The 14,459-nt window shown below is 42.8% G+C and carries 13 protein-coding genes and 2 pseudogenes; 1 reads left to right on the top strand and 14 read right to left on the bottom strand.

The genetic code is table 11. From position 1 onward, the window contains the following. Positions 1-5: 5 nt before the first annotated feature. On the top strand, positions 6-575 hold the full coding sequence (locus tag DW793_RS05985) for a hypothetical protein (RefSeq protein WP_252969693.1): 570 nt from the start codon (positions 6-8) through the stop codon (positions 573-575). 71 nt (positions 576-646) lie between these two features. Here DW793_RS05985 and DW793_RS05980 read toward each other — a convergent pair whose 3' ends face one another. The 14 genes and pseudogenes from DW793_RS05980 to thrH all read right to left on the bottom strand — a co-directional run bounded on the left by DW793_RS05980 (position 647) and on the right by thrH (position 14,426). Further along, positions 647-2,116, bottom strand: coding sequence for a TrkH family potassium uptake protein (locus tag DW793_RS05980; protein ID WP_117897684.1), 1,470 nt, complete (start codon positions 2,114-2,116; stop codon positions 647-649). Positions 2,117-2,126: 10 nt separating this feature from the next. Then, positions 2,127-3,512, bottom strand: coding sequence for a Trk system potassium transporter TrkA (gene trkA / locus DW793_RS05975; RefSeq protein WP_117928123.1), 1,386 nt, complete (start codon positions 3,510-3,512; stop codon positions 2,127-2,129). A gap of 295 nt (positions 3,513-3,807) precedes the next feature. After that, entirely contained in the window at positions 3,808-6,066 is a 2,259-nt protein-coding gene (locus tag DW793_RS05970; protein ID WP_118157357.1) for an ABC transporter permease, read from the bottom strand. An 11-nt stretch (positions 6,067-6,077) separates the two neighbouring features. After that, positions 6,078-6,776 (bottom strand): ABC transporter ATP-binding protein, encoded by a 699-nt coding sequence (locus DW793_RS05965; RefSeq protein WP_118157367.1) that lies wholly within the window; start codon positions 6,774-6,776, stop codon positions 6,078-6,080. A gap of 177 nt (positions 6,777-6,953) precedes the next feature. Continuing rightward, positions 6,954-7,331: a metal-dependent transcriptional regulator gene (locus DW793_RS05960; protein ID WP_117877934.1), complete on the bottom strand. Its 378-nt coding sequence runs from the start codon at positions 7,329-7,331 to the stop codon at positions 6,954-6,956. A gap of 34 nt (positions 7,332-7,365) precedes the next feature. Then, positions 7,366-7,524 carry a FeoB-associated Cys-rich membrane protein gene (locus DW793_RS05955; RefSeq protein WP_022288587.1) on the bottom strand — a complete coding sequence of 53 codons (159 nt, stop codon included), beginning with the start codon at positions 7,522-7,524 and terminating at the stop codon, positions 7,366-7,368. Between the two features lie 51 nt (positions 7,525-7,575). Further along, positions 7,576-10,064, bottom strand: a pseudogene (locus tag DW793_RS05950) (ferrous iron transporter B). A gap of 104 nt (positions 10,065-10,168) precedes the next feature. Further along, a complete protein-coding gene (locus DW793_RS05945) occupies positions 10,169-10,390 on the bottom strand; it encodes a FeoA family protein (RefSeq protein ID WP_022288589.1) in 222 nt (73 codons plus the stop codon). A 69-nt stretch (positions 10,391-10,459) separates the two neighbouring features. Continuing rightward, the gene (locus DW793_RS05940) at positions 10,460-10,672 is read right to left on the bottom strand and encodes a FeoA family protein (protein WP_022288590.1); all 213 of its coding nucleotides are present in this window, start codon (positions 10,670-10,672) and stop codon (positions 10,460-10,462) included. 296 nt (positions 10,673-10,968) lie between these two features. Continuing rightward, complete coding sequence (locus tag DW793_RS05935; RefSeq protein ID WP_118157356.1) at positions 10,969-11,376, bottom strand: flavodoxin; 408 nt, start codon at positions 11,374-11,376, stop codon at positions 10,969-10,971. 12 nt (positions 11,377-11,388) lie between these two features. Continuing rightward, positions 11,389-11,961, bottom strand: a complete 573-nt coding sequence (locus DW793_RS05930) for a DUF3793 family protein (RefSeq protein ID WP_118157355.1) — start codon at positions 11,959-11,961, stop codon at positions 11,389-11,391. A 43-nt stretch (positions 11,962-12,004) separates the two neighbouring features. Next, on the bottom strand, positions 12,005-12,304 hold the full coding sequence (locus DW793_RS05925; protein WP_022288593.1) for a DUF2325 domain-containing protein: 300 nt from the start codon (positions 12,302-12,304) through the stop codon (positions 12,005-12,007). Between the two features lie 249 nt (positions 12,305-12,553). Then, the gene (locus DW793_RS05920) at positions 12,554-13,798 is read right to left on the bottom strand and encodes an SGNH/GDSL hydrolase family protein (RefSeq protein WP_118157354.1); all 1,245 of its coding nucleotides are present in this window, start codon (positions 13,796-13,798) and stop codon (positions 12,554-12,556) included. Positions 13,799-13,824: 26 nt separating this feature from the next. Further along, a pseudogene (gene thrH, locus DW793_RS05915) lies at positions 13,825-14,426 on the bottom strand (bifunctional phosphoserine phosphatase/homoserine phosphotransferase ThrH). Positions 14,427-14,459: the final 33 nt, after the last annotated feature.

The raw sequence follows: 14,459 nt of genomic DNA, 5'->3' as shown, positions 1-14,459 counted from the left end.
AAGGTATGCTGGTGGCATATCACGGCGCAGGCGCAACGTTCCTGCCTGACGTGCCTAAGTATGCAACACAGAACGCTGTGGAATATTCAGAAAACGGTGGTGGAAAGGCTCTTATCAACAACTTCACAGGCGCATTCGGCGATATTTTCGACAAGTCAGTTCACAAGATAACGAACGTTATCAGCGAGGGCAAGATCGCTATCGGCGGCATTGATTTTGTTATCAAGCAGACTTCTGAGGCATTTGACGTTGAGATACCTGAGATAAATGCAGTTTACACTCATATGCTAGGTCACGATTGCCACTCTATCGTTGCAGGGGCAGGTCACGCTGACGCAATAATTGCACAGCTTCGTGACTATATTGCAAAGGGCTATGACCTTATACTCACTTCCCACTACACACCTGAGGATCTTAAAGACGCTCAGACAAAGATAGACTATCTTGAAAACCTTAAATCCATTGCTGCAAACTGCACAAGCGCAGAAAGCTTCAAGGCAGAAGTCGAGAAGCAGTATCCAAACTACAGCGGCGGAAATTATCTTGACATGACAGCAGGGTTTTTCTTTAAATAACATACCTTATAGAAAATCAAAAGACTGCACATCGTCCCTGAATGGGTCGAGATGCAGTCCTTTTTATGTTATCAGAATTTTCTTGCTTCCGCCCTTTTAGAAATAAGATCTTTCCATGCAGAGGGGTGGAAAAGTATCAGCAGAGGGAAAAGCTCCAATCTGCCTGCAAGCATATCGAACATGAAAACGAACTTTGAAAAAACAGAGAAGTTTGAAAAGTTGCCTGTTGGACCTACCTCCGCAAGACCAGGTCCCATGTTATTGATGGTTGTCAGCACAGCAGTAAAGTTTGTTACAAGATCTTTACCATCAAATGCCACCATAAAAACTGATGAAGCAAAAATTATCACGAATGTTACGATATAAACATTTATAGAACGCACTATCTCATGCTCAACAGGTTTGCCGTCAAGGTTTACCTTGCGTATGCTCTTTGGGTGTATATATGAGTGAAGCTCCTTTATCATTGTCTTGAAAAGCACGATCACTCTTGATACCTTTATACCTCCGCCCGTACTGCCTGCGCAAGCTCCTATGAACATTATAAGTACAAGCACCGTCCGGCATATCTGAGGCCACAGATTAAAGTCAGTGCTTGAAAAGCCCGTACTTGTAATGAGCGACGCCACCTGAAAGACTGACTTTGTGAGTGCGTCAAAAATGCTAACACAGCGGTCGAGGATATTTGCGAATATTATAGCTGTGGCAATGAGGATTATAGCAAAATAGCACCGTACTTCCTCCATTTTGAATGCCTTTTTAAAATGCCTGTATATAATATAATAGTATGCGTTAAAATTCACGCCAAACAGTATCATGAAAATGGCAACCACCCACTGCAAATATGGCGAATAGCTTCCTAAGCTGTCGTTCTTGACTCCAAAACCACCCGTGCCTGCCGTTCCAACGGCTGTACAAATGCTGTCAAACACAGGCATTTTGCCGATAATAAGAAAAATAAATTCCAGTATGGTCATGCCAAAATAGATTATATAAAGTATCCTTGCGGTATATTTCATCTTTGGAACAAGCTTGCCCACTGATGGTCCAGGGCTTTCCGCTCTCATAAGATTTATATTTGAGCCACCGCTCAGCGGTATGATAGCAAGCAGGAAAACTAAAACTCCCATACCGCCTATCCAGTGCGTGAAACTTCGCCAAAAAAGTGCAGTATGAGAAAGCGCCTCAACATTAGTAAGGATCGAAGCACCAGTTGTTGTAAAGCCGGAAACTGTTTCAAACATAGCATCCGTGAAGCTTGGTATCTCTCCGCTTATCCAAAAAGGCATACACCCAACAAGGCTCATAACTATCCAGCTCAAAGATGTTGCTATACAACCCTCTTTGAGATAAAACACATAGTTTTTAGGCTTTTTCCAAGCCATTACCACACCAATAGCAAGGCACACAATGGCTGTTCCAAGATAATAAAGTCCCACGCCTTCCCCGTAAACCAGCGACACTATGCAAGGCAGCAGCAAAAAGCAGGCTTCCATTCGCATAACGTTTCCTAAAATATATCGAATGATCGAGCTGTTCATATTTCCTCCGCTATTTCAGAATATCAGTGATATCGTTAAATCCCGTATGAGTAGTGACGACCATTACAGTGTCGCCCTTCTCTATAGTATCCTGACCGCTCGGGATAATGATCTTGCCGTTTCGATTTATGAACGCTACAAGCAAATGTCTTTTTAAATCAAGAGCCTGAAGCGGTGCACCTGTGACCTCTGACTCCTGATCCACCTTGAACTCGATAGCTTCTACTCTATGATCGAACAAATGATACAGCGTTTCGATATTGCTATCTCCCGATTCATTCTTCGCACGGACGTAGGCTATTATCGCCTCAGAGGTGATATATCTTGGATATACTACGCTTCCAAGGTCCAGTCTGCTTATAACGTCCTTGAAGTTTATCCTGTTTATCTTTGTGATAGTCTTAGCATTTGACACTTGTCTGGCATGAAGAGTGAGCAGGATATTTTCTTCGTCTATTCCCGTGAGAGCCACAAATGACTCTGCATACTCTATGCCCTCTTCCTTCAGAAGTTCCTCGTCAGTGCCATCACCATTTATTATTATCGCCTTTGGCAAAAGCACGCTGAGATCCTCACAGCGCTGTCTGTCATTCTCGATTATCTTGACGTTGATCCCCATGCCAATAAGACGTTTTGCAAGATAATAAGCCGCCTTGCCACCGCCTATTATCATTGTGTTCTTCACCTGATTTGTCTTCACACTGAGATCCTCAAAGAACGTTCTTGAAAAATTTCTTTGGGTGCAAAATGAGATAACATCATTCTTTTTCATTGTGAAATCGCCAGATGGAATATATATTTCCCCTTCTCTCTCAACAGCGCATATAAGCAGGTTTGTTGCCGTTTTACGGCTAAGCTCAGCGATCGTAGTGCCGACAAGAGGATTGCCCTCAGGTATCTTATACTTTATAAGCTCCGCCTGACCATTTGCAAAGGTGTTTACCTCAAGAGCTGTTGGCAGACAAAGTATTCTTGACGCTTCTCTTGAAGCCTCAAGCTCAGGATTTATGACCATTGCAAGACCAAGCTTCTCTCTTAGATAGACTATCTCCTTGCTGTAATCAGGTGTTCTTACTCTTGCTATAGCTGAACACTTCGCTACTCTCTTGGCAAGTGTACAACAAAGCAGGTTAAGCTCATCAGACTCTGTGACAGCAATTATAAGGTCGGCGTTCTCTATGCCGGCGTCCTGCTGAACGCTAAAGCTTGCGCCGTTTCCTACGATGCCCATAATGTCATAAAGACTACTGAGTTCCTGTATCTTTTTTGCATTCTTGTCAACTATCGTGATATCGTGACCCTCTTTCACAAGCTGTTCAACAAGGGTCGTGCCTACTTTTCCGCAGCCCACAATGATAATATTCAAACCGCCTGCAGGCTTCTTTTGTTTACTCATATTTTTCCTCCCACCGAATGACATACTGTCATTCACAGCAGTTCTCTGCACTTCTTCTCTTCATTAAGCAGAGCCTGATCATCAAAAGCGTATAATTCCATATCATATAATGTATCACTATGCTGTTAATAATATGTTAAAGTATAGTAAAGATATTAATAAAATTTACGACGATTGCCTAACTCATTTTTCCAAATTAGCGATTTTCAAAAAAAGTTATAAAAAAACACAAAAAACTGTGCCGCCGATACATACCGACAGCACAGCTCAATTAAGAAAGAATGATTTGGAAGAATTACTCTACATTTTTGAGTGCCTCATCAAGAGGTACTTTCTTTACACGTCTTGTAAGGATAAATGCTATTACCGCATATGAAATGATACCGAGCAACGGCACTTCAACAAATATTTTTGCTGGCACATAATATGGCATCCAGCCTGAATACTGAGCGAAAGCAACTTTGAATATATACTTCAAAGTGACATTTACTATAGGAACAGTCAGCAGCATTGAGGCTATAACGACTATGGTCGTAGTCGTTATATAAAGGCTGTTTATTTCCCTGTTGTTATAACCCAGTATCTTTGTCATAGAAATAGACTGGCTGTTCTTTTCTATTATGACCTTTGAAAGAAGATAAACAATTAGCATGAACATTATAACACCCGCTGTCGCAAACATACTTATCATAGAACCCATAGACAGTATGAGCTGTCGTGATGTTTTTGTCAGGTCGTCTTTCGTTATAGTTGTCGCAATATACAGATCGTCTATATCCTTTATCTTTGTATTGGAGAAATAACCATTAAAATACCCGTCCTCAAGTTCAAAGGTCTTTATGAAATCGCTGTCTGTCAGATAAACTGCTATAGTTGCAGGATCGTCATAGATACCCTCTACCTTAAAATTGTATTTTTTATCTCCGTAAGACTCTTTCAGCGTCACTTCATCGCCGACCTCTATGTTATACTTCTGAGAATAACCATCAGAGATAAACGCTCCGCCGTCTTTTATATCTGCATGAACGAACTTGCTGTTTTCTTTAACTCCGTAAATAGTTGCCGTTTCCTCTTTTAGCTTGTCATCGACAGTTTTAAGAGAGCCTGAACAGTATTTCTCTACACCCTCTGTTTTAGTTTCAGCAGGCATTTTCAGCACATACTGATATTTGCTTATCATATTATCTTCTATTATATCCTGATAATGAAGAAGCATAGGCTTCATGCCAAGGCCAAAGAAGATGATAACATTAGCAAAAAGAATGCCAACAAACACTGTAATATAGTTAGGAATGTTCTGGAAGATGACTCTAAGTCTGAAACGCTTTAATATGCCTATCCTTGTGTTGAGCTTAAAAGCCTTTTTCTTCTGACGCTTTTTAAGATCACGCCTTAAAAATTTAAGCGGTGAAAGACTTAGTTTATTTACAAGCATTACAAGGTTTATTACGAAAAGTATTATAAGAGGAACTACTGTCGTCTTTATAAACGCATCTGCGTTCCAGATCGTTTTGTATGTTGGCAGACTGTAGCTTCCATAGTACGCTTTGACCGCAAAATCCTTAAAGCAGGTGTAACCAAGTATGTTGCCTGCAATGGCAGATACAAGCACGACTATCATAGGCGTTGCAAGATAATGTCTTACAAGCTCGCCCTTTGTGTAGCCTGAGGCTCTGAGCGTACCTATAACGTTTGCTTCTTTTGCAATGGTGTTTCCCGTTGTTATAGCAAAAACAAATGCGATTATGACCATAACAAGATAAAGAAAAACTGTTATCATTGTGTTATCGCCCTTGATATCGTCGCCTGTAAAATGTATCGCCTGATTTGAGTATTCCGGAATAAACTGAGTGAGCATTGAGATTCCATTTATATGCTTCATGACCTTCTCAGCCATATCCTGAGCTTCCTCGTCGTCTGCCGGGGTTTTATCATATTTCCATGAGTAGCTGTAATGAAGATCAGCCTCACCATAATCGTCAAAAAGCGTATCGGTAACGATAGCTACACCGAACTTCAAAGCGTCAAACATCATATCAGACGGATTAGAATACAGTGCGCTGTAATCTGAAAGTGCAACAAGACCTGTTATCTTAAGCTTCTTGCCACCGACCGTCAGGCTGTCGCCAACTTTAAGCTCGTTATTGTCAGCATACATTCTGTCAATAGCGATCTCGTCATCAGCAGAAGGAAGTTCACCGTCCATTATACATATCTTGTCGATATCCTTACGATTTTTGAAAAGTCTGATTGTGCTGTCAACTTCTTTTGTTTCTTTGTCAAGATAAAAATTTTCGTATACCTTTATCTTCTCCTCACCGTCCTCTATCTTTTTGACAGCATCATCATCGGCTTTTTGAAGAAGTTCAAAATTTCCGCTTTCGATATTGTATTTCTCAAAGCTTTCGTCATAAGCAACAGACATACTGCCTGCCGCAACAAGAAAGCCTGATACTATGCCTATCATCATTGTGATGAAAAGAAACAGGACAATATATTTGCTTATCTCGCCTTTCAGTTCTCTGGGCAGACGTTTTGTAAGAGGGGTTCTCATATTCTCCCTCCTTACCAGTCAAGCTCTGCGGCTGTGAGCCTAGTTTCGTTAAGATAATTCTTTCTTATCATACCATCTCTGAGCTTTACAACTCTGTCAGCCATTTGCTTGATAGCGTCATTATGTGTTACCATTATGATAGTGTTGCCATACTTCTTGTTTACGTCCTCTATAAGCTGCAATATCTCCTTGGAGGTATTGTAGTCAAGCGCACCTGTGGGCTCGTCGCAGAGCAGGATATCAGGGTTCTTGACGATGGCTCTGCCAATAGCAGTTCTCTGCTGCTGACCTCCAGAAAGCTGATTAGGAAGCTTGTGACGATGCTCGTAAAGCCCAAGGGTTTTAAGCAGGTCGTCAACGTCAAGAGGATTGTCGCTAAGATATGCGCCTACCTCGATATTCTCCTTGATATTCAGGTTAGGTATAAGGTTGTACATCTGGAAGATATAACCCAAGTGCTTTCTTCTGTAAAGGGTCAATGCCTTTTCGTTCATGTCGGCTGTTTTTTCGCCGTTTATTGAGATATACCCCTCGTCAGCGGCGTCAATTCCTCCTATAATGTTCAGAAGTGTTGATTTACCTGAGCCTGACGGTCCGAGAAGCACGCAGAACTCTCCTTTTTCTATTTCGATTTCAATGCCCTTAAGCACTTCAACCCTGCTCTCGCCCTCGCCAAAATGCTTTTTTATGTTCTTTATTTCAAGAAACACATTCATTCCCCTTTCCAACTATTTATTTTAATAATGTATCTTTGCCGTTTTTTAACGTCATATTATACATATTTGTATGCCATAACTTACTTCACATTGTGGTTAATTGCAACTAACCGATATATCTGATAGATCCCGCCGAAAAAGGCGGGATCTAACGATATAAATATTACTGATTTAGCCGTTTGTCGTGCTTTGCAATGCAAAGCTTACAAGCTTGTCGAGAGCGTCCTCAGATATCTGAGAAACAATAGCCACCGAGTCATTCTCGGCATTTTTTCTCTCAACGCCCACACGGTTTTCAAGAAAATCCTGAAGTATCACACTTGGAGTATAAAGCTCATTAGCTGCCTTTATGCCCTCAGATGTTAGTGTGATCTCACGGTAAGGCTCTTTGATTATATAGCCCTCGTCTATAAGCTTCTGAGTCATCTTGACGGTGCTTGCCTTTGTCACGCCCAGAACAGAAGCTACCTCTGTGGACTTGACAGGTCTGCCGTTCTGACCCAGTCTGTATATGGCAAATAAATACCTTTTCTGTGATTTAGTCAGCATTCAGATGACCTCCCCGAAGTTTATTACTGTTTTATCATGATCTGTGACAGCGAGAAGAATTTGGACAACAGCCGCAGCTGCCACCGCAAGAGCTTTTGCCCTGTTTCTTATCCTTTACGAGCTTGTAAATTATAGCTGCCACGATAGCAGCAAGAATCACTGCAACCAGAATCGTACCGCCTACTGTGTCCATAATTATCCTCCCAACTGTTTATGCAAGATCAGTGATGATATTTGCTTTTTATTATGCGTTTGCGCCTACCTTAACGTCCTTTTCAAGCTTTGTGCTTTCCTTATAAGGTCTAACGAGCATATAGATGATAAGAGCGATAAGAGCTATTGCAAAGATAAGACCGATAACATTCACATTACCAGTGAAGAGGTTGCCAAGCTGATTTACGATAAGTGCGATAACATAAGCAAAACCACACTCGTAGCCAATAGCGAACCAGAACCACTTTCTGCTGTTCATCTCACGCTTGATAGCTCCCATTGCTGCGAAGCAAGGCGCGCAGAGGAGGTTGAAGATAAGGAACGACATACCTGTGATGCCAGTGAATGCAGCACCGATCGCAGAGTAAACTGAACCATCTCCGCCGCCGTAAAGGATACCCATTGTACCAACGATGTTCTCCTTAGCAACAAGACCTGTAACAGCTGCAACAGTTGCCTGCCAGTTGCCCCAGCCAAGAGGTGCGAAGATCCAGCAGATAGCCTTACCGATGTGAGCAAGGATACTGTATTCCATCTGGTCTTCTGTGAGCATACCGAACGAACCGTCTACCCAGCCGAAGTATGAAGTGAACCATACGAAGATAGTTGACAGTGTAATGATAGTACCAGCCTTCTTGATGAATGACCAGCCACGCTCCCACATTGATCTGAGTACGTTGCCTACTGTTGGGATATGGTAAGCAGGAAGCTCCATAACGAATGGTGCAGGATCTCCTGCGAACATCTTTGTCTTTTTCAGCATGATACCTGAAATAATGATAGCTGCGATACCGATGAAGTATGCGCCCGTTGCTACCCAAGCAGAGCCTCCGAAGATAGCACCTGCGATCATTGCAATAAATGGCGTCTTAGCACCGCAAGGAATAAATGTTGTTGTCATGACAGTCATACGTCTGTCACGCTCGTTCTCGATAGTTCTTGAAGCCATGATACCAGGGATACCGCAACCTGTACCAATAAGGATCGGAATAAATGACTTTCCTGAAAGACCGAACTTTCTGAAGATCCTGTCCATTACGAATGCGATACGAGCCATGTAACCGCAAGCCTCAAGGATAGCAAGAAGAATGAAGAGTACGAGCATCTGTGGTACAAATCCAAGAACCGCACCAACACCGGCAACGATACCGTCAAGGATAAGACCCTTGAGCCAATCTGCGCAGTTTACTGCGTCAAGACCGCTTTCGATAAGTACAGGGATACCTGGTACCCATACGCCGTAATCAGCAGGATCCGGATCAGCGAAGTTATACTTCTCAGCGGCTGCAACTGCAGCTTCCAGATCAGCATACTTAGCTGTTTCTGTTGTTTCTTCAAGTGTTTCCTCGTCCTCTACTGTATAATCAGCAGTTGCGGACTTATCTACTGTAGCAAGCAGGTTGTCTGCTGTTGTCTTTGCAGCGGCAGCATCAAAGTCATCAGCTTCGTTGTCGATAGCCTCGCCGCCCTGCTGCTCGATAAATGCGTTGATTATGTCAAGCGAGCTGCCATATTCGTCAGCAGCGTCCTCAGCGTCAGATGAACCGATACCGAACAGATGCCAACCGTCACCAAAGAGTCCGTCGTTTGCCCAGTCAGTTGCGGCTGAACCTACTGTTACCATTGAGATATAGTAAACAAGGAACATAACTACTGCAAAGATAGGAAGACCGAGCCAACGGTTCGTAACGATCTTATCTATCTTATCTGATGTTGTAAGACCGCCCTGATTTTTCTTTTTGTAGCAATCCTTGATTATTGAAGCTATGTAAATGTATCTCTCGTTTGTGATGATACTCTCCGAGTCGTCGTCCATTTCTTTTTCAGCGGCACAGATATCCTTTTCGATATGGGCCTTTACCTGCTCAGACATACCGAGCTGTTCGATGACCTTCTCATCTCTCTCAAATATCTTTATAGCGTACCATCTCTGCTGTTCTTCAGCAACATCATTGAGAAATGCTTCCTCAATATGAGCGATAGCGTGTTCAACAACGCCGTTGAATGAATGCTGAGGTACCATTGGAACTTTTGACTCAGCAGCCTTTACTGCAAGCTCAGCAGCTTCCTTGATACCGGTGCCTTTAAGTGCGGATATCTCGCAGACCTGACAGCCAAGCTCCTTAGCAAGCTGATCTGTATTGATCTTGTCGCCATTCTTTTTAACAACGTCCATCATGTTGATAGCAACAACAACAGGGATACCAAGCTCAACGAGCTGTGTGTAAGATAAAGGTTTCTTTCGAGGTTTGTACCGTCGATGATATTGAGGATAGCGTCCGGACGCTCGCTAATAAGATAGTTTCTTGCAACTACTTCCTCAAGTGTGTAAGGTGAAAGTGAGTAGATACCAGGAAGGTCCATGATAACTACGTCCTTATGACCCTTGAGCTTACCCTCTTTCTTTTCAACTGTTACGCCCGGCCAGTTACCTACGAACTGGTTTGAACCTGTAAGAGCGTTGAAAAGAGTTGTTTTACCGCAGTTAGGGTTACCTGCGAGAGCAATTTTGATCTCCATACAATTCGATCCTTTCAGAATTTCGACACTCTGATATATCCTCATCTTCTAAGTACACATCAGCTCTGCCGATGAAATTTTTTGCTGTTTGCCTGAACTATGTATCAGACCGTTTCGATCATCTCAGCGTCAGCCTTTCTGAGCGAAAGCTCATAGCCTCTGACTGTTACTTCAATAGGGTCACCCAAAGGCGCAACCTTTCTTACATGGACTTCAACACCCTTTGTGATGCCCATATCCATGATCCTTCTCTTTACAGCACCAGTGCCGTTGAGCTTCTTCACGGTAACTGTTGAACCGATCTTAGCTTCTTTCAATGTTGCCATAACTTGATCCTCCTAACTATACAAAATATCTTCAAACATATTTATCATGGCTTGACCGCCAAATGTTTCCTATACCATTATCTTCGCAGCCATTTCCTTTGAAACAGCTACTCTTGATTCTTTGACCTTAACGATAACGTTTCCTCCGATAGTGCTTACTACCGTTACCGTTCCACCTGCGACAAAACCCAGATTTTCAAGAAACTTTCTTGTTTCAGGTTTTCCGCCTACTTTCTTTATCATGTTTTCTTCCCCTACGTTTGCAAATGTCAGCGGCATCATTCAGACCCTCCTGTTCTTTTGTCAGTATCAAAAGTTAGATTAGTCTAACTTTCAGGCTTATTTAAAGGGTTAGCATTTTCTAACCCATAATATAGTTTAGCACGGCTAACCGAATTTGTCAAGACTAAATGTGCCGTTTTTTCAATTTTGTAAGCTTGCACAAAATCATAAGTTAGTTAAACATAACTTTAGTTAGTTTTCAATAACTTAATCACAGCACAAACGCAGACAGAAAAGCAAAACTGCCTTTTTCCGCCTGCGTTTGCAGTTTACATTATTACATTAGAGATATATGCTTACTTAGTAAGAGCCTCGCCCAAAGCCTTGCAGCTTGCGAGAGCGTCGTCGTCAGGAGTTTCGTTTACAATAAGTCCCTCGCCATTTACAAGTGTTGCACTGTCGCCCGTAACTCTGTCCTGCCACTGACGCATCCACTCGCCGTCACCCCAGCCGTACGAACCGAAGAGTGCTATCTTCTTGCCTGAGAGCTTGCCCTCGATACCTGCGAAAAATGGCTCGAACTCACTGTCCTCAAGCTCCTCTGCACCCATTGCAGGGCATCCAAGAGCTATTGCGTCATAATCCTCAACATTGCCGCTGAACTCAGAAACTGCGAAGCACTCTGCGCCTGCACCCTCTGCAACTGCCTTTGCCATAGCCTCTGTGTTGCCTGTACCGCTCCAATAAATTACTGCTGTTTTCATTATGATTACCTCCTAAGAAATTTTCAGGGCTTGGTAAATGCTTTCGCCCTGAGCAAGTTTATTACACAGATAATTTCTGCACTTGTCATAATTGCTGAAAATACGTCTTGCTCTGTTTTCGTCAGAGTAGACTTTCCAATATCCGCAGAGAAGATAGTTTCTTCCCTTGTTCTGTATGAACCCTGTAACATCGTCAACAGGATAGCCAAGAAACAAACCTATCTCATGAGGAAAATCCTCACTTGCGGATATTCTTTCAGACAGCCTTTCAAGCTGCTGTTCAAGGGTCATACGGCTGTCATAGCCAAAGCTTTCAAGAAGCTTTCTTACTCTGTTGTCTGCAAGTCTGTCAGATAAAAGCTTTTCGTTATAGAGAAAAAGCAGCTTTCTGCTTTTGCACTCGCAAAGCACTGTTAGCTTCATGCCCTTTGTATATGCCCTGCTGTTGAAAAGCTCGACATTCTCTTCAAGCCCGTCCTTGTTCTTTTCCATTGACATAAGACAGGCAGGCTTTATTCCAAGCATTGCAGGGGCAAGATGATAAGCCATGCTTTTTTCAAAATTTCTCAGCTCAGACTGTGACATAGTCCCTCCTTTGGTTAGAAATTCCTAACCCATACATATAGATCTATGCGTTTACAACGCCTTTAGTACAATATTTTTCAAGCACGTTCTTCAAAGCCGAACAGCTTGATGAATGGCATATAGCCACAGGAAAATCAAGTTTGCTTGCTCTTTGGTTAAGACCATTGAGCATTTTATGTGACACTGTATCAGTAAACACCACTGCCAGATCAGGACTGCCTATCTTCTTATCAAAACCTGTAGGATATTTGATGAACACCTTAGCCTTGCAATCATATGATTTGCAGATATCCTTATAGCGTGTTGCCATACGATCATTTCCGCCTACTATTATAACGCTCATACTTTTTCGACCTCCTCCTTTCAATTTTACTGGTTAGCATTTCCTAACTGCATTTATATATTAGCACACACTAACCCTGTTTGTCAAGGGTAACTTATGTCAGAAGTATAAACTTTTCATATGATAAAATATTCACGGCAAAAGCGAAGATACTATATATAATATGCGTTACATATCGCAGATTATGTTTGGTATTGTTTTGCAAAAAAAACGGCGAAGTGTCAAAAGACACAACGCCGTAAAAAAATATTATTTGCCTAAAAGCTCTGCAAATTGTTTCATGAATGCCTCGCACACGACCTTGCCGCCCTCGCCGTTTGGGTGACCGCCGTAAAGTGCAGCTGACGGATCATCAGTCGGAGAAAGCTGTGCAGCAAAATCAAAATACTCTGCGCCGTATTTCTCAGCCGTCTGCTTTTCCATATCGTTAAGAGCAGTTCTCACTGCTTCGTGTTCCTCGTCATAATCCTGTGGAGGAGCATTGAAAAGTATGGTCTTGCAGTCTGCCGCCTGAGATTGTTCAAGGATAGTGCTTATATAGCCGTTCACCTCATCAGCATTGTTTCCGCCATCTCCACCGTATTCGCCTGAAACTATGTCGTTCGTTCCGAAAGCAACTATCATGATGTCACTGTTGAGCGATCTTCCGAGCCAATTGCCTTTCTGTGCGCAATCGCTCGCTCTCGCCCAGCCAAGGCCGCAGTTCCAGAAAGCATAATCAGAACCAAGCTCTTTTGCAATGCGTGCCGCCCAGAACTCATACGCCATGAAGTCTGTCATACAGCCCTGTGTGATAGAGTCGCCGATAGCCGTAACACGATATTTCACATCACGCTTTGCTCCTATAAGAAGCGGCAGTGGCACATCGTCACAATAAGTGAAATCGCTGCCGTTTTTCGATGATGTGGTAGACGTGAGGTTTGACATCTTGTTGCATGGGATATCTCTTCCCGTCACCGTCCACTCCCACACAAGATAATGATCATCAGGGATATTCAGCGTAACAGGGTCGCTCCAAAAAGTTTCCGCAGGTGCGACTTTCTTTGAGCCTGCACCGTCAAATGTTACCTCAGTGCGTGAGGTTATCTCGTCATCCGGACCTGTTCCACCGTCGCAGACATAAGCCGAGGAAATCTCATACTCTCCGCCCTCTTTGCCTGCAAAAGCCTGCTTGCCGTCAGCGTTGTATGTAGAATCCACAGTATTTGAAAAATAGAAAGCATATTCAAGCTCTCCGTATTCCTCCAGTGGAAAATAAGCTCTGTATGTTACCTCGTTAGCTTTCTTTACCACAAAATTGTTTCCCGTGGCAACGTAAGTATTCGACACATATGTATCGAACTTATCATCAGCTATCTTACAGCTTTCCACAGCAGGCTTTTCATCAGCCTTTGAGCTTGATTTATCAGCCACGCTGCTGTCAGCGCTTTGACCGCAGGCTACCGCAGAAAGTGACAAAGCCGCTGCCATTAAAAGTGATATTACCTTTTTCATCTATGTTTTCCTTTGTCTGGAAACTATTAGTCCATAGCAGCCTTTATTGCAGCCATAAGCTCATCATATGTTTCATAAGCAGGAAGCTCAGGATATTCAGCCTTGATGCTGTCTGTGCTTCTGAACAGGAAACCAGCCTTGCTCGCCTGAATCATACCGAGGTCATTGTGGCTGTCACCGCTTGCGATAGTTTCAAAACCGATAGACTGGAGAGCCTTTACAGTTGTGAGTTTTGACTTGTCACATCTCATCTTGAAGCCTGTTATCTCGCCGTTGTCAGCAACTTCAAGAGTGTTGCAGAAAATAGTAGGATAACCAAGCTTCTTCATAAGAGGACCTGCAAACTGTGAGAAAGTATCGCTGATGATTATTACCTGTGTGAAGCTTCTCAGCTCGTCAAGGAACTCCTTTGCGCCCGGCATTGGTCGATAGTTGCGATAGTATCCTGAATTTCCTTAAGACCAAGACCATGTTCCTTAAGAATGTTGATACGGTATTTCATAAGCTTGTCATAGTCAGGCTCATCTCTTGTTGTTCTTTTAAGCTCAGGGATACCTGTAGCCTCAGCAAAAGCTATCCATATCTCAGGAACGAGAACTCCCTCAAGGTCAAGACAAGTGATATACATACTCATAATTATTTCCTCCTTAGAAATATACAA

The sequence above is a fragment of the Ruminococcus sp. AM31-15AC genome (assembly GCF_003462045.1).
In the GTDB taxonomy this organism is placed as follows: domain Bacteria; phylum Bacillota; class Clostridia; order Oscillospirales; family Ruminococcaceae; genus Hominimerdicola; species Hominimerdicola aceti.
Note: the sequence above shows the minus strand (reverse complement) of the source record. Positions and strands in the feature narration are given on the sequence as shown.